Annotated in this window: 14 protein-coding genes and 5 tRNA genes; 12 read left to right on the top strand and 7 right to left on the bottom strand. The window is 63.5% G+C overall.

The genetic code is table 11. From position 1 onward, the window contains the following. Window positions 1–217 precede the first annotated feature (217 nt). From C6V82_RS00920 to C6V82_RS00910, 3 genes are read left to right on the top strand one after another with little or no spacing between them, the layout of a single operon-like run. On the top strand, window positions 218–682 hold the full coding sequence (locus C6V82_RS00920) for a putative pterin-binding protein (protein ID WP_180978286.1): 465 nt from the start codon (window positions 218–220) through the stop codon (window positions 680–682). Continuing rightward, the gene (locus C6V82_RS00915) at window positions 682–2,049 is read left to right on the top strand and encodes a sensor histidine kinase (RefSeq protein ID WP_180978287.1); all 1,368 of its coding nucleotides are present in this window, start codon (window positions 682–684) and stop codon (window positions 2,047–2,049) included. The genes C6V82_RS00920 and C6V82_RS00915 overlap by 1 nt, the downstream gene beginning before the upstream one ends. Next, window positions 2,018–3,118, top strand: coding sequence for a response regulator (locus C6V82_RS00910; RefSeq protein WP_219724516.1), 1,101 nt, complete (start codon window positions 2,018–2,020; stop codon window positions 3,116–3,118). The genes C6V82_RS00915 and C6V82_RS00910 overlap by 32 nt, the downstream gene beginning before the upstream one ends. Before the next feature lie 13 nt (window positions 3,119–3,131). Here the strand turns inward: C6V82_RS00910 and C6V82_RS00905 are convergent, their stop codons facing one another. The 7 genes from C6V82_RS00905 to C6V82_RS00875 all read right to left on the bottom strand — a co-directional run bounded on the left by C6V82_RS00905 (window position 3,132) and on the right by C6V82_RS00875 (window position 6,652). Continuing rightward, a complete protein-coding gene (locus tag C6V82_RS00905) occupies window positions 3,132–5,144 on the bottom strand; it encodes an FAD-dependent oxidoreductase (RefSeq protein WP_180978288.1) in 2,013 nt (670 codons plus the stop codon). A gap of 145 nt (window positions 5,145–5,289) precedes the next feature. Continuing rightward, window positions 5,290–5,366: transfer RNA gene (locus C6V82_RS00900), tRNA-Asp, on the bottom strand. A 3-nt stretch (window positions 5,367–5,369) separates the two neighbouring features. Beyond that, window positions 5,370–5,446: transfer RNA gene (locus C6V82_RS00895), tRNA-Val, on the bottom strand. 67 nt (window positions 5,447–5,513) lie between these two features. Beyond that, window positions 5,514–5,590: transfer RNA gene (locus C6V82_RS00890), tRNA-Asp, on the bottom strand. Between the two features lie 101 nt (window positions 5,591–5,691). Further along, window positions 5,692–5,768, bottom strand: a tRNA-Asp gene (locus C6V82_RS00885). Window positions 5,769–5,808: 40 nt separating this feature from the next. Next, window positions 5,809–5,884 (bottom strand) — tRNA-Val (locus C6V82_RS00880). A 42-nt stretch (window positions 5,885–5,926) separates the two neighbouring features. Further along, window positions 5,927–6,652: an alpha/beta family hydrolase gene (locus C6V82_RS00875; RefSeq protein ID WP_229843079.1), complete on the bottom strand. Its 726-nt coding sequence runs from the start codon at window positions 6,650–6,652 to the stop codon at window positions 5,927–5,929. Window positions 6,653–6,827: 175 nt separating this feature from the next. Here C6V82_RS00875 and ccoN point away from each other — a divergent pair, with 175 nt between their 5' ends. From ccoN to C6V82_RS00830, 9 genes are all read left to right on the top strand, one after another. After that, on the top strand, window positions 6,828–8,252 hold the full coding sequence (ccoN, locus tag C6V82_RS00870) for a cytochrome-c oxidase, cbb3-type subunit I (protein WP_102588425.1): 1,425 nt from the start codon (window positions 6,828–6,830) through the stop codon (window positions 8,250–8,252). A gap of 23 nt (window positions 8,253–8,275) precedes the next feature. Next, the gene (ccoO, locus tag C6V82_RS00865; RefSeq protein ID WP_102588426.1) at window positions 8,276–8,884 is read left to right on the top strand and encodes a cytochrome-c oxidase, cbb3-type subunit II; all 609 of its coding nucleotides are present in this window, start codon (window positions 8,276–8,278) and stop codon (window positions 8,882–8,884) included. A 2-nt stretch (window positions 8,885–8,886) separates the two neighbouring features. Beyond that, window positions 8,887–9,126, top strand: coding sequence for a cbb3-type cytochrome oxidase subunit 3 (locus C6V82_RS00860; protein WP_102588427.1), 240 nt, complete (start codon window positions 8,887–8,889; stop codon window positions 9,124–9,126). Continuing rightward, on the top strand, window positions 9,123–10,052 hold the full coding sequence (gene ccoP, locus C6V82_RS00855; RefSeq protein WP_102588428.1) for a cytochrome-c oxidase, cbb3-type subunit III: 930 nt from the start codon (window positions 9,123–9,125) through the stop codon (window positions 10,050–10,052). Before C6V82_RS00860 ends, ccoP begins: the two co-directional genes overlap by 4 nt. Window positions 10,053–10,189: 137 nt before the next feature. Beyond that, the gene (ccoG, locus tag C6V82_RS00850) at window positions 10,190–11,629 is read left to right on the top strand and encodes a cytochrome c oxidase accessory protein CcoG (RefSeq protein WP_229843080.1); all 1,440 of its coding nucleotides are present in this window, start codon (window positions 10,190–10,192) and stop codon (window positions 11,627–11,629) included. 1 nt (window position 11,630) lies between these two features. Then, window positions 11,631–12,152, top strand: coding sequence for a FixH family protein (locus tag C6V82_RS00845; protein ID WP_102588429.1), 522 nt, complete (start codon window positions 11,631–11,633; stop codon window positions 12,150–12,152). Between the two features lie 22 nt (window positions 12,153–12,174). Beyond that, entirely contained in the window at window positions 12,175–14,649 is a 2,475-nt protein-coding gene (locus C6V82_RS00840; RefSeq protein ID WP_102588430.1) for a heavy metal translocating P-type ATPase, read from the top strand. After that, complete coding sequence (gene ccoS / locus C6V82_RS00835; protein ID WP_102588431.1) at window positions 14,646–14,876, top strand: cbb3-type cytochrome oxidase assembly protein CcoS; 231 nt, start codon at window positions 14,646–14,648, stop codon at window positions 14,874–14,876. The genes C6V82_RS00840 and ccoS overlap by 4 nt, the downstream gene beginning before the upstream one ends. Further along, window positions 14,876–15,574 (top strand): sulfite exporter TauE/SafE family protein, encoded by a 699-nt coding sequence (locus C6V82_RS00830; protein WP_102588432.1) that lies wholly within the window; start codon window positions 14,876–14,878, stop codon window positions 15,572–15,574. Before ccoS ends, C6V82_RS00830 begins: the two co-directional genes overlap by 1 nt. Window positions 15,575–15,624: the final 50 nt, after the last annotated feature.

Raw genomic sequence — 15,624 nt, 5'->3', positions numbered from 1 at the left:
GGTTGTCTCCAGAGAATCCAAGTGGGCTGACACCCCAGACTAGAACAGCCCCGCTGGTTCGCCCCCCTGCGTTTGAACGGGGTCGGAAAGATGAGGGAAATTTAAGATAGTGTGACGCTGCGTAGACTAAGGTAACCAGGGACATCCGACCGGAGAGGGGTCCGCCATGCAGGCCATCCGCACGACAACACTCAGCCTGACTCTCGCGACAATCATCATGCTTTCTGTCATCGCCCGTGCCGACCCGTTGGCGGAACCTCAGGAAAGCCCGCTACTGCGCATCAGCGGCAACATCGAGCGAACCAACGTGGGTGACGAGGCGCACTTCGACCGAGCCATGCTCGAAAGGCTGCCCAGGAGGACGCTTGCCACCTCCACCGTGGTCACCGACGGCATCAACCATTTCGAGGGATTCATGCTGCGCGACCTGCTCGAGTGGGTGGGTGCCGATGGCCAGCGTGCCATCGCCTCGGCGCTCAATGACTACGAGATCGACATCCCCATGGCCGACTTCCACACCTTCGACGTCTTGCTGGCGGATACCATGGATGGCGATCGCCTGACCGTTCGCGACAAGGGTCCGCTGTGGATCGTCTACCCGCGGGATGATCATGCCAAGCTGCAGGATATCCGTTACGACTACCGTTGGGTCTGGCAGCTCAATCACCTCGAGATCCAGTGATGCCATGGCCTCGACGGCGTCCCGTGCAGGCCATACCGGCCCTCGCCATCCTGGCCTTTGCGGTCTTCCTGACCTTCGCGCTGACCCGCTTGTTTCAGGTCGAACAGGAAATGCGCAGCAATGTCAGCGAAAACATGCTGTGGGTGGTCACTCAGGCGCAGGTGGCCAGTCACCGACTCGATGAGGCGGTCCATCGACGGGTACTGGGTGACAGCGATGTCCAGCCGACGCTGCGCTTCGATGTGCTGGTCAGTCGCCTGACGTTATTGGATGAAGGCCCGCAACGGCGCTATATGGAAGCTCTCGGCTTCGGTGGCGAGTTGTCGATGGCCTTCCAGCGTCTGGAGGCCATCGAGGCCAGGCTGGGTGACGTCGAACCGGGCGCCACTGACGCCGCTGACGACATCCATGCGGAGTCCGAACCGCTGCTCAGGGAACTCAACCGGATTGCCAACGCGGTGATGGTGGAAGAATGGGAGTCCACTGGGGCTCGGCTCGACAAGCATCGCGACAGCCTGGTGCAGGCCATTGCCTCGGTGATGGGCATCACACTCAGCGGCTGTTTGCTCGCCATTCTCCTGCTGGCCTCTCTGCGAGACCGCCTCGAGACGCAACGCCTCGAGCGCTCTCTCGAGCAGGAAAAGCAAGCCAGCGATTTCTACCGTAGTTTCGCCGCCATGGTCTCCCATCAGTTCAGAACGCCCCTGGCGATCATCGATTCCGGCTTGCAGAGGCTACTGCGACGCGGCGAGACGATGACCCAGGAACAGCGTCACACGCGCTACCAGCGCATGAGAGAGGCGATCGCCCAGATGACACGCCTCCTGGAGAGCTCCCTTGCCACCGCGAGACTGGACGGTGGCAAGGTAGAAGCACGCCCCGAAGCCTGTGACCTGGTCGCCCTGACGAAGGTTGCCTGCCACTTGCAGGAGGAAGCAAGCGCACAGCGGCGCATCGAGGTGCACGCCTCGGCCCCCAGTATTCTGGCCTGGTGCGACCGCTCACTCGTCGAGCAGGTGCTGGCCAATCTGCTGTCCAATGCCATCAAGTATTCTCCACCGGACACAGAGATCACCGTTGGCCTGGATGTCGATGGCCAGGGTCGCGTGGTCTGCAGCGTAGCGGATCGCGGCATGGGAATCCCGGCGGATGAGCTGCCGCGGCTGTTCGAACGCTACTTTCGCTCCCGCCATGTGACCAACACGTCGGGTATCGGCCTGGGGCTCAACATCGCAAGGCACCTGTCGCGCCTCCAGCATGGTGATCTGGAGGTTCGTTCACAGCATGGCGAAGGCACTACCTTTACTTTGACTCTGCCCGGCATGAGAGGGAGGCATGAGCATGTCGATCATCAAGCCACCAACTGATGCAAGGCCCTTGGTACTCTGCGCCGAGGACCATGGCGAGCTGCGTCTCGATATCTGTGATGAACTCAGGGAAGCCGGCTATGCCGTCATCGAGGCGGCGGACGGTGATGAGGCTCTCGAGCAGATCGACAACCTGGCAGCACCCCCTGACCTGATCCTTTGCGACATCAACATGCCAGGGCGCAATGGTTACCAGGTTCTCGAGACGCTGCGGGATGACTACCCGAGCCTTGCGGACATGCCCTTCGTGTTTCTGACCGCGTTGTCGGATTCTCGAGACGTCATCGACGGCAAGCGGCTAGGCGCCGATGACTACCTGTCCAAACCGATCGACTACGACCTGATGCTCGCCACCGTGGAAGCACGCCTGCGCCAAGTCAGACGGATACGCGAGCAGACCAACCGCGAGTTTGACACCCTGCGCCAGGCCATGAATGAGCTTCGCCGCAAGGCCTCTCGCCAGGGCTTTGAGTCTACCCTTCGTGCTCTGGACCTGGTCTCCCCCGGCCTGGTGCTCATCGATGAGAATGGTCATGCACTGTTCGCCAATCGCCAGGCCAGGCAACTGATCTGCCAGGCCAATGGCTTGCGACTGGAGAGAACGCTGACAGCATTTGGCGGGGATCGCGCACGCGAGCTTCGCGGCACGCTTCGGACTGCCCTGAAAGCCAGTCAAGCCGGTGAGGAGACGGTCTCCTGCCTGCGCCTGGCACGCCCCGGAGAGCGTCGCGACCTGCTGGTACTTGCCTGTTCCTTGCCAAAAGCCCAAGGCTCGGACCCGAGTGAGCCAGCCGCGGTCATCCTGTTGGCCGACCCCGAACAACGCGCCCGTCTGCCCCAGCAGGTGCTGGCCAACCTGTTCGGGCTGACGCCCACCGAAGCACGCATCGCTCTGGCGCTAGCCGAGGGAAAACGCAGCGAGGATATCGCCGCACAACTATCGATCGCCGCCACCACCGTGGCGTTCCACCTTCGCAACCTGTTCCAGAAGACCGACACTCACCGTCAGGCCGACTTGATCGCCCTGGTGTTGTCCGGCGCCATGTCGGTCTCTCTCGAAGAGGATTGAACGCACATCGCCATCACAGGCTCGCCGCCACCCGCGTCCCCTGGTCGATGGCGCGCTTGGCATCCAGCTCCGCCGGCTCGAAGGCGCCACCGATAACGTGCACCTCAAGGCCCTCGGACTGGAGCGGGGCGAGCAGTTCCTGCACCGCCTCTTGGCCGGCACAGACGACGACGGTATCGACCTCGAGCAGGCGCGGCTCACCGGCGACACGCAGGTGCAGCCCGTCAGCGTCGATGCCCAGGTACTCGCAGCCGGCCAGCGCCTCGACACCCCGGTGCTTGAGCGAGGCGCGATGTACCCAACCGGTGGATTTGCCAAGCCCCTTGCCAGGCTTCGAGCTCTTGCGTTGCAGGAGATAGACCTCGCGCGGCGTTTCAGGGCGGCTTGGGGCCTTGAGTCCACCTGCCTCATTCACGGCAAGATCCACCCCCCACTCATCGCACCACGCCTCGATCACCTGGGCGGGGTGGCCGACATGGGTCAGCAGTTCGGCCACATCGAAGCCGATGCCGCCGGCGCCAATGATCGCCACGCGCCTGCCTACCCGTTCGGGATGGGTGATCGCCGTGGTGTAGCTCACCACTTTCGGATGCTCGATGCCCGGCATGTCCAGGCGGCGTGGCCGGACGCCAGTGGCCAGCACCACCGCATCGAAGCCACGCAACTGATGAGGCGTTGCCTCGACACCCAGCCGCAGCGTCACCGCATGCTTTTGCAGCATCACCCGGTAGTAACGCAGCGTCTCGTCGAACTCCTCCTTGCCGGGGATCTTTCGCGCGTAGTTGAACTGACCACCCAATTGGTGATCGCGCTCGAACAGCGTCACCCGGTGGCCACGGCTGGCCGCGGTGAGCGCGGCCGCCATGCCGGCCGGTCCACCACCGACTACGGCGATATCGCGCGGAGAGTCGCTGGGGGCGATGACAAGCTCCGTCTCATGGCCGGCACGTGGATTGACCAGGCACGAGGTCACCTTGCCCTGGAAGGTGTGGTCGAGACAGGCCTGGTTGCAGGCGATGCAGGTATTGATCTCGTCCCCGCGACCCTCCGCCGCCTTGGTCACCCAGGCCGGGTCGGCCAGGAATGGGCGCGCCATGGAGACCATGTCGGCATGGCCTTCGGCCAGTACCTGCTCGGCCACTTCTGGCATGTTGATGCGATTGGTGGTGATCAACGGGATCGACAGCGCCTCCCTGACCTGGCGCGTCACCTCGGTGAAGGCGGCGCGTGGCACGCTGGTGACGATGGTCGGCACCCGCGCCTCGTGCCAGCCGATCCCGGTGTTGATCATGTCGGCCCCTGCCGATTCGATGGCTCGACCGAGTGCAACGACCTCATCGTGGGTGCTGCCATCCTCCACCAGATCGATCATCGACAAGCGGAAGATCACCAGGAAATCATCCCCCACCGCGGCCCTCACCCGGCGCATGATCTCCACGGGAAAACGGATGCGGTTGTCGAAGCTTCCACCCCAGCGATCCTCACGATGGTTGGTGCGACGACAGACGAACTGGTTGATCAAATAGCCTTCCGAGCCCATCAGCTCGATGCCGTCATACCCCGCTTCCTTGGCCAGGGTCGCACAGCGCACGTAATCGTCGATCTGCTTTTCGATGGCTTCAGCGTCGAGTTGCCGTGGCTTGAAGGGATTGATTGGCGCCTGAATCGCCGAGGGAGCCACCAGTTCCGGGGTGTACGCATAGCGCCCGGCATGCAGGATCTGCAGGCAGATTCGCCCACCTTCGCGGTGCACGGCCTCAACCACCCCCAGATGATCAGCCACCTGCTCGGCCCGCTCCAGGGTCGTCGCGCCCTGGAAGAGCGCGCCCTCGGCATTCGGCGCTATACCGCCGGTAACGATCAGGCCTACCCCCTCCCGTGCACGCTCGGCATAGAAGGCCGCCAGGCGCTCGAAGCCACCCGGCAGCTCCTCGAGGTTAGTATGCATTGACCCCATCAGGATGCGGTTCGGCAGCGTCAGCTGGCCTACCTCGAGGGGGCGGAACAGGTGGGGATAGGGGGTCACGGCTAGCTCCTCGCGGGAATCGGGGATCTCGGCACCAGGCCGGAATTCAAACAACTGTATGACAGCCTGGCGAGATACGCAAAGGTTGCCGCACACGAAAACCCCGATGTCCATAGGACATCGGGGTCGAAATTCGTTATGCAGATGGCGGACCGGACGGGACTCGAACCCGCGACCTCCGGCGTGACAGGCCGGCATTCTAACCAACTGAACTACCGGTCCGCGTGGTGGGTGATACCGGATTCGAACCAGTGACCCCCAGCATGTGAGGCTGGTGCTCTAACCAACTGAGCTAATCACCCACGTGAACTGCTTCTTCAAAACTACTTACACTAGTGCTGCACTGCTGCCGTGCTTGCCTGGACATCGTGGCGGACCGGACGGGACTCGAACCCGCGACCTCCGGCGTGACAGGCCGGCATTCTAACCAACTGAACTACCGGTCCACAAGATGACGCTTGCAATACACTTTCTTGCAATACACTTTCCAGAAATACTGCTTTCCGGAAAAAACCACTTTCCTGGAATACCACTATTGAAACCACGTTGGCGGACCGGACGGGACTCGAACCCGCGACCTCCGGCGTGACAGGCCGGCATTCTAACCAACTGAACTACCGGTCCGCTGCGTGCTTCCTACGTATTCGGGCACTGCACGAGGCAGTGGTGGGTGGTACAGGGTTCGAACCTGTGACCCCCAGCTTGTAAGGCTGGTGCTCTCCCAACTGAGCTAACCACCCCCGGTCACGTGGCGCTGCATTCTACAGGGGCCAAAGTCAAAGTCAACGCGTTTTTGCCTCACTCATGAAGGCCGCGACCACCGCCGCGCCTTCGTCGATCAGCTCATCCTGACGACGCCCCGAGGCACGCCGCGGCTTCCAGTCATGGTCACCATCTTCCAGAATGTGAACACTGGCACCCCAGAGATCATAGCTGGCAAGCTCCTCACGGCTGCCGAAGGGGTCCCGACTCCCCTGCACCACCAGAGTGGGACAGGCAAGCAACGGCCAGTGCGAAAGCCTCAACGCATCCGGCTTCGCCGAAGGGTGGAAGGGGTAGCCGAGCAACACCAGTCCGGCTGCCTGATCTCGAGCCGCCAGCAGGCTTGCTGCCCGTGCGCCCATCGACTTGCCACCGAGCCACGGTGCAGACAAGTCATTGTGCGTCACAAGGTCGCACCAACGCGACAGTTCGTCGACCAGTCGATCGATGCGCGGGGGTGGCCTGCGACGAGCCTCGCGACGCATCTGCCGCATGTAATCGAACTCGATGGCCAGTGTCTGCACCCCCTTGTTCGCCAGTGCCACGCGCACACGTTTCAGGAAGGCGGAATCCTGCCCGGCTCCCGCACCATGCGCCATCAGCAGGCGCCCATGACGTGGCTCTCCAAGAATCTCGAGCGCGCCGTGACCCTTGACCAACACACCACCGGCAAGCCCCGACAACAGCCGCTCGGGAAGCTCCGTCGTGGTCACGCGCTCCTCGATCGGACAAAAGAATTCCGACACTCGCCTCTCCCTTCGAGTTCATTAATCTGGTGAATGATGGCTATGGTATGTTCAGGTTGTGGGCACGCTGCGCTAGAATCCTCGCGGGATTATGACCTGCATCATCACAGCGGGAGGCGCACTGGGGCAGAATGCCACGGAGCAACCCGACTACCGCGTTCGATGGGAACCTGACATGAGCACAGCATTAGAACACCCGACCTACAACTACAAGGTAGTTCGGCAGTTCGCGATCATGACAGTGGTGTGGGGCATCGTGGGCATGACCCTCGGTGTCGTCCTAGCCGCACAACTGGTATGGCCGGAACTGAACCTCGGATTGCCCTGGACCAGCTTCGGGCGCCTTCGCCCGCTGCATACCAATGCCGTGATCTTCGCCTTTGGTGGTTCGGCACTCTTCGCCACCTCCTATTACGTCGTACAACGCACCTGCCAGACGCGCCTGTTCTCCGACAAACTGGCGGCGTTCACTTTCTGGGGCTGGCAGGCGGTCATCATCTCCGCCGTGGTGAGCCTGCCGCTGGGCTACACCACCACCAAGGAGTACGCCGAGCTGGAGTGGCCGATCAATATCCTGATCGCGGTCGTATGGGTCAGCTATGCCATCGTCTTCCTGATGACGGTCAAGCAACGCAAGACGCCTCACATCTACGTGGCGAACTGGTTCTTCGCGGCGTTCATCCTGACCGTTGCCGTGCTGCACATCGTCAACAACGCGGCGATCCCGGTGTCCGCCATGTACTCCATCTCCATCTACTCCGGTGCCATCGATGCCATGGTGCAGTGGTGGTACGGCCACAACGCGGTCGGTTTCTTCCTGACCGCGGGCTTCCTCGGCATGATGTATTACTTCGTGCCGAAGCAGGCTGAGCGCCCGGTGTACTCCTACCGCCTGTCGATCGTCCACTTCTGGTCACTGATCATGGTATACATGTGGGCCGGCCCCCATCACCTGCATTACACCGCACTGCCCAACTGGGCGCAGTCTCTGGGCATGGTCATGTCGATCATCCTGCTGGCCCCCTCCTGGGGCGGCATGATCAACGGCATGATGACCCTGTCGGGCGCCTGGCATAAGCTGCGCACCGACCCTACCCTGCGCTTCCTGGTGGTTGCCCTGTCATTCTACGGCATGTCGACCTTCGAAGGGCCGATGATGGCGGTAAAAACCGTCAACGCACTGTCCCACTACACTGACTGGACCATCGGACACGTTCATGCAGGCGCCCTGGGCTGGGTGGCGATGATCACCATCGGCTCCATGTACCACCTGATTCCGCGCCTGTTCGGCCGCAACGAGATGTATTCGGTGAACCTGATCGCCGTGCACTTCTGGCTGGCCACCATCGGTACCGTGCTCTACATCGCCGCGATGTGGGTGAATGGCATCCTGCAGGGCCTTATGTGGCGCGCCATCAATGACGATGGCACCTTGATGTACACCTTCATCGAGTCCGTCGAGGCCAGCGGGCCAGGCTACATCGTGCGCCTGATTGGCGGCCTGTGCTGGGTACTGGGCATGCTGATCATGGCCTACAACGTCTTCATGACCGTACGGCGTGGTGAAGGTGCCCGTCAGCCGCTTCCGCAGACCGCCTGAGCCAAACAGGGAACGAAACACCAATGAGACACGAGATCGTCGAAAAGAACGTGGGCCTGCTTGCAGTGCTGATCCTGGTGATCATCAGTTTCGGCGGGCTAGCCGAGGTCGTGCCACTGTTCTTCCAGAAGCAGACTACGGAACCCGTCGAGGGGCTGCGCCCACTCACTGCCCTGGAACTCGAGGGGCGAGACATCTACCGTCGAGAGGGCTGCGTTGGCTGTCACTCCCAGATGATTCGCCCGTTCCGCGCCGAAACCGAACGCTACGGCCACTACAGCGTGGCCGGCGAGTCGGTCTACGACCACAACTTCCTGTGGGGTTCCAAGCGCACCGGCCCGGACCTTGCCCGCGTCGGTGGTCGCTACAGCGATGACTGGCACCGCGCGCACATGTACAACCCGCGGGACGTGGTACCCGAGTCGATCATGCCGGCCTACCCTTGGCTCTTCGAGCGCACCCTCGATGGTGAATCCACCCCACGCAAGATGCAGGCCCTGCGTGCACTGGGCGTGCCATACACCGAGGAAGACATCGCCGGCGCGACCCGCGAGGTGCGTGGCGAGCAGGAGATCACCGCATTGATCGCCTACCTGCAGCAACTGGGCACCGTGCTCGAGGGAACCCGCTGATCATGGATACCGGGACCTTTCGAGGCATCATCACCGGGCTTCTGATCCTGGCTTTCATCGGCATTACCGTGTGGGCCTACTCCAGGCGGCGCAAGCCGGACTTCGACGAGGCGGCCAACCTGCCGTTCGCCGACGAAGATGAGCTGAACCGTGATGCACACCACTCGCCGCAGCAGCCTAAGAGCGAGGGCGATTCCCGACACGTGGATTCCCGCAAGAACAAGGGAGACAGGAACACATGAATAATCTCTGGGGTGACTCCCTTTCCAGCTTCTGGAGCGCCTGGATCATCATCGTCACGCTGGGCTCTATCGGCCTTGCCTTCTGGCTGCTCTATGCCAACCGCAAGACCGACAAGATCCCCGATGAACAGGGCAACGTGGACACCACCGGGCACGCCGCCGATGGTATCGAGGAGTACGACAATCCCCTGCCACGCTGGTGGTTTCAGCTCTATGTCGCCACCGTGATCTTCGCGCTGGGTTATCTGGTGCTCTACCCGGGACTGGGTAACTTCAGCGGCGTGCTTGGCTGGAGCCAGGAGAGTCAGTGGGAGGAAGAGGTCGCCCAGGCCGAAGAGCGCTTCACTCCCATCTTTGCCCAGTACCAGGAAGTACCGATCCCCGAGCTCGCCGAGGACAGCGAGGCGATGCAGGTTGCCGAGCGCATCTACCAGAACAACTGTGCGGTGTGTCATGGGGCCAACGCCCAGGGCGGTTATGGCTTTCCCAACCTGACCGACGACGACTGGCTGTATGGTGGCGAGCCGGAAAACATCCTCACCTCTCTGAACCAGGGACGTAACGGCCTGATGCCTTCCTGGCAGCAGTTGGGCGAGGAGAACATCGAAAACGTCACCCAGCACGTGCTGTCTCTGTCGGGTCTCGACCACGACGCCGAGCGTGCCGAGCAGGGTGCCGCGGTGTACGGCTCGGTGTGTGCCGCTTGCCACACGGCGGAAGGCACCGGCAACCAGGCCCTGGGCGCGCCCAACCTGACCAACGACATCTGGCTCTATCAGGCGCCGGGCCAGAGTGTCGCCGATTCGGTTCGCCAGACGCTGCGCAATGGTCGCAACGGCCACATGCCCGCCCAGGCGGCCTATATTGGAGAGGAACGAGTGCACCTGGTGGCCGCCTACATCTACAGCCTGCGCCTCGACGACTGAACGTCGCGAGGCAAGACGCCACTAGCGTGACCGGGAAAGGGTGCGGCGCCGAGTCGCACCCTTTCTCGTGGCAGAACGCCGTCGATACAATATGTGCGTAGGCCATGCCCCCCTCCTCCGCCTGCCGCGAGCCTGACATGAGCGACAAGATTCCGACCCGTGACGTCACCCCGGATCCGGTTGGCCATCATCCGGCCAACGGTGCCGTGCAGCAGGAGATGTATGCCAAGCGCCGACATCTTTACGTGCGTGAGATCAAGGGGCTGTTCCAGCGTCTGAGGCGTGGATCGAACTGGCTGTTGATGCTGGCGTTCTTCCTGCTGCCCTGGTGGCAGTGGGGTGATCGCCCGGCGATATGGTTCGACCTGCCGGGCCGCGAATTCCATATCTTCTCGGCCACCTTCTATCCTCAGGAATTCATCCTGCTATCCTGGCTGTTGATCATCTGCGCCTTCGGGCTGTTCTTCATCACCGTGTTCGCTGGGCGGGTATGGTGTGGCTATACCTGTCCGCAAAGCGTATGGACCTTCCTGTTCATCTGGGTCGAGCACCGTATCGAGGGACCTCGCCATCGGCGTATCAAGCTCGACCGCCAGGCGATGGACCGCGACAAGCTGGCACGCAAGTCCGCCAAGCATGCTGTGTGGCTGATCATTGCCCTGGCGACTGGCGTTACCTTCGTTGGCTACTTCACGCCGATCCGCCAGCTGGTGGTCGACCTGCCGACGCTCGAAGCCCATGGCTGGTCATATTTCTGGGTAGGCTTCTTCCTGGTCTTCACTTACCTGAATGCCGGCTGGCTGCGCGAGCAGGTATGCATCTACATGTGCCCCTACGCACGCTTTCAGGGCGTGATGTTCGACCGCGATACCTTGATCGTCTCCTACGATACCGCCCGTGGCGAACCGCGCGGCCCTCGCAGGAAGGCGCTCTCGCATGATGACGTGCGTGCCCAGGGCCTGGGTGACTGCATCGATTGCGATCTATGCGTGCAGGTCTGCCCTACCGGCATCGACATCCGCGACGGCCTGCAGTATGAATGCATCACCTGTGCGGCCTGCATCGACGCCTGTGACAGCGTGATGGACAAGATGGGCTATCCGCGCGGGCTGATCCGCTATACCACCGAGAATGCCCTGGAGGGCAAGCCCACCCATATCCTGCGGCCGCGCCTGCTCGGCTACCTGGCCGCGCTGGTGGTGATGATCGGCGTGTTCGCCTGGTTCATCGCCGATCGCATGCCACTGGACTTCGAAATTGAGCGGGACCGCAATGCCCTATACCAGTTGACCCGCGAAGGACGCCTGAGCAATGTCTACACACTAACCGTGCGCAACCGCGACGATACCCACCACGTCTATCGGCTGGATGCCTCGGGCCTTGCGGGCATGACGCTCGACACCGACCGCATCGAGGTGCCCGCGGGCGCCGCGCGCAGCAGAGTGGTCGAGATCACCGTCGACCCTGAACAGATCGATATGCCCAGCCATACCATCGAGCTGCGTCTGCAGGCCATCGACGACGACGATATCGGCCTGACGCGTGAAACGCGGTTCATCGGACAGACCCGGAGATGACATGTCCCACCCCGTAACCCCCTGGTACAAGCAGTTCTGGCCCTGGTTCCTTATCGGCTTGCTGGCGATGGCGATCAGTGTCAGCACCACCTTCGCCGTGCTTTCCGTCCGCACGTTCGATGGCATGGCGCAAGAGGATTACTACGAACACGGCAAGGCCATCAACATGGTGCTGGCCAAGCAGCGCACCGCCGCTGACCATGGCATCAGTGGACAACTGCGACTCGACCCGTTGACCAGTGACCTGGTGCTCGACCTGGAAGGCGAGGCACGCCCGGAGCGGCTGATCCTGAAGCTTATCTTCCCCACCGAGGATGACCGCGACATGGCACTGACACTTACTCACGTGCGCGATGGCCGCTATCTCGGCCAGGCGCCGGACAACCTGCGCTACCGCTGGTACCTGCAGCTCGAACCCGACAGCGCATCGCCCGAGTGGCGACTGGTCGGCGAGGCGCGCTTCCCTACCGAGAGCCATATCACGCTGACCCCGGGCCGCGCCGCCACCTCGGATGACGCGTGAGCGGCGCCTACCCAACGTGCCAATGAGCCCCGATGCCACCACGCCGCCGGTCACGGACTGCTATCACTGCGGCAGCCAGGTGCCGGCCGGCGCCCCCTGGTCGATCCGCCTGGACGAGCGGCGCCACCCGCTCTGTTGCCCTGGCTGCGAGGCGGTGGCCCACGCCATCGTCGAAGGGGGCCTTGCCAGTTACTACCGCTATCGCACCGAACTACCCGAGCGCCCCGACGATCGCCAGGCGGTCAAGGCCGAGACCTGGGCGGTATTCGATGATCCCGCCCTGCAGCGGGAGTTCGTGCACCCCGAGGCCGAAGGCGACGCGGTCCATGCCACGCTTGCCGTGGATGGCATCACCTGCGCGGCCTGCGCCTGGTTGATCGAGCACCGCCTGAATGCGCTTGCCGGGGTTGCCGCCAGCGCCGTGAACCTCTCCCATCACCGAGTTCGCGTCAGTTGGAATCCCGCCGAGATCGCGCTTTCGCGGATACTTGCCGAGATGGCGTCGATCGGCTATCAGGCCCAGCCCTACGAGCCGGATGCCGCACAGGCCCGGCTGCAGCACGAGGAGCGCATGGGCGTGCGCCGGCTGATCATCGCCGCGGTGGGCATGGCCCAGGTGATGATGTTCTCGATCCCGATCTACATGTCCGGCCCCGGAGAGATCAGCGAAGACTTCCTGGCGCTGTTCCACTGGCTCTCCTTCGCCCTGGCCACCCCGGTAGTGGTTTTCTCGGCCCAGCCGTTCTTCGCCGGTGCCCTGCGCGACCTGCGCACGCGGGTGCTGGGCATGGACGTGCCAGTATCGATCGCCATCGGCGGCGCCTACCTCGCCAGCGGTTATGCGGTGATCACCGGGCTTGGCGAGATCTATTTCGACTCCGTGGCGATGTTCACCTTCTTCCTGCTGTTCGGGCGTTATGTGGAAGCTCGCGCGAGGCGCCGCAGCGGGCATACCGGCAACGCCCTGACGGGTGCCCTGCCGCTTTCGGCGACACGACTAGACGATGCTGGCGCCGAAAGGATACTGCCGGCAAACGCCCTGACGGTAGGCGACCGGGTACTGGTCAAACCCGGCCATGGCGTGCCGGCCGACGGCGTGATCGAAGACGGTGAATCGAGCCTCGACGAATCGATGCTGACCGGCGAATACCTGCCGGTGACCCGGCGGGTGGGTGACACCGTCAACGGCGGTAGCCAGAACATCGAAAGCCCACTGGTGGTGAGGGTCACACACGCCGGGCGTGATGCTCGCGTCGCCGGCATTGTCGACCTCACCGACCGCGCCTTCGCCAGTCGCCCGCGGATTGCTCGGATGGCGGAGCGCATGGCGCACCTGTTCGTGCTACGCCTGCTGATGGTGAGCGCCGGTGTGGCGATCGCCTGGTGGTTCATCGACCCCTCGCGGGTGCTATGGGTGACACTCTCGGTGCTGGTGGTGACCTGCCCCTGCGCCCTGGCGCTGGCTACCCCAACGGCACTGACCGCCGGCCATGGGCAGCTGCGCAGACGCGGCGTGCTGATCACTCGTGCCGACGCCATCGAGGCACTTTCCCAGCTTGACCGGGTGATTCTCGACAAGACTGGCACGCTGACCACTGGCCGCATGAGCCTGGTCGAGACCCGACCACTCGGTGAGCTTTCCGCCGAGCGGGCACGCGTTGTGGCCGCCGCCCTCGAGGCGCATTCGGAACATCCCATCGCCAGGGCCTTCCATCCCTTCCGTGAGTACACTCAGGCGGCAAGTGCGCTTGCCAGCCAGGCTGGCCAAGGGCTCTCCGGCAGCATCGACGGAAGACGCTGGCGGCTCGGCAAGCCCTCTTTCGCCGCCCCGCAAGCGGGCGTGGAAGCCCCCGACGATGGGCAGTGGCTGCTGCTTGCCGAAGAGGGCGAGCCACGCGCGTGGTTCGCCTTGCAGGATCATGTTCGTGAGGACGCCGCCGACACTGTCGCCGGCCTCAAGGCACTGGGCCTGGAGGTGGAACTGCTCTCCGGCGACACTCCGTCGGCCGTGGGTGCACTGGCCGAGCGGCTGGGGATCGACACCTGGCAGGCGAGCGCCAGCCCCGAGGACAAGCTGGCGCGGATTCGCGAGCGCCAGGCCGCGGGTGAGAAGGTCGCCATGGTCGGCGACGGCATCAACGATGTGCCGGTGCTGGCCGGCGCCGACGTGGCGATCGCCATGAACGGCGCCACCGACCTGGCGCTGACCCGCGCCGATGCCGTCTTGCTCAGCCCGCGGCTGATCCGTATCGTCGAGGCCATCGAGATCTCGCGCGCCACCAGACGGGTCATGCGGCAGAACATGCTGTGGTCGGTGTGCTACAACGCCTCGGCCATGCCGCTCGCCGCCATCGGCATCGTACCGCCGTGGCTCGCCGCCATCGGCATGTCGGCGAGTTCGCTGGTGGTGGTCGGCAATGCCCTGAGACTCAACCGGTTCAAGCTCGCCCCGCCACATGCAGGAGTTCGCATGGCCTCCCGACAGGTGAACGCATGAGCATTCTCTACCTGCTGATTCCTCTCTCGCTGATCCTCCTTGGTCTGGCCGTGTGGGCATTCTTCTGGGCGGTGAAGCATGACCAGTTCGAGGACCTCGAGGGCCCCGCCCACCGTATCCTGTTCGATGAGGATGACAACGACCTGACCGAGGCGGAGCGTGAACGCCGGCGCCAGGGCACCCAAGACGACGCCACGGGCGCGGATCAGGACGAGACGCCGCGCTGATGGATCCCACCGGCCTTGGCCTGCCACCCATGCTGGCGGCCTTCGTCTTCGGGCTGCTGGGCGGCGCCCACTGCATTGGCATGTGCGGTGGCATCATGAGCGCGCTGACCTTTGCCGTTCCCCCCAGCATGCGCTCACCGGCACGGCTGTCGGGACTTCTGCTCGGCTACAACCTGGGGCGCATCGCCAGCTACATGGTCGCCGGTGCCCTGGTGGCAGCGCTCGGCACGCTGATCGCCATCACCCCCCTCGCCCGCCTGGTGCTGCAAGTCCTCGCCGCAGTGATGCTGATTCTGATGGCGCTGTACATCGCCAACTGGTGGAAGGGGCTTCTGGCAGTGGAAGCCGTCGGCAGGCGCCTCTGGCGTCACCTGGAACCGCTGGGCCGCCGCCTGATGCCGGTGATCAAGATCCCCCAGGCACTGGCCCTGGGCGCGGTATGGGGCTGGCTGCCCTGCGGGCTGGTCTACTCGATGCTGGCATGGAGCCTGGCGGTGGCCGACCCGCTTCATGGCGCCGTCCTGATGGCCGCCTTCGGGCTCGGCACGCTTCCCGCGCTACTGGTCACTGGGCTGGCGGCCCGCCAACTGGGAGACTTGATTCGGCACCGTACCACCCGGACCCTGGCGGCGCTTTCGATCATCGCCTTCGCGCTGTGGCAATTGTGGCGCGTGCTGCCGGCCATGACGCACGGCTGAGGAGCGCCGGCTTGACCTGGCGCAATACGCCACCCTCGTCACGCGGCTAG

This window comes from Halomonas urumqiensis, from assembly GCF_003028575.1.
In the GTDB taxonomy this organism is placed as follows: Bacteria; Pseudomonadota; Gammaproteobacteria; order Pseudomonadales; family Halomonadaceae; genus Halomonas; species Halomonas urumqiensis.
Note: the sequence above shows the minus strand (reverse complement) of the source record. Positions and strands in the feature narration are given on the sequence as shown.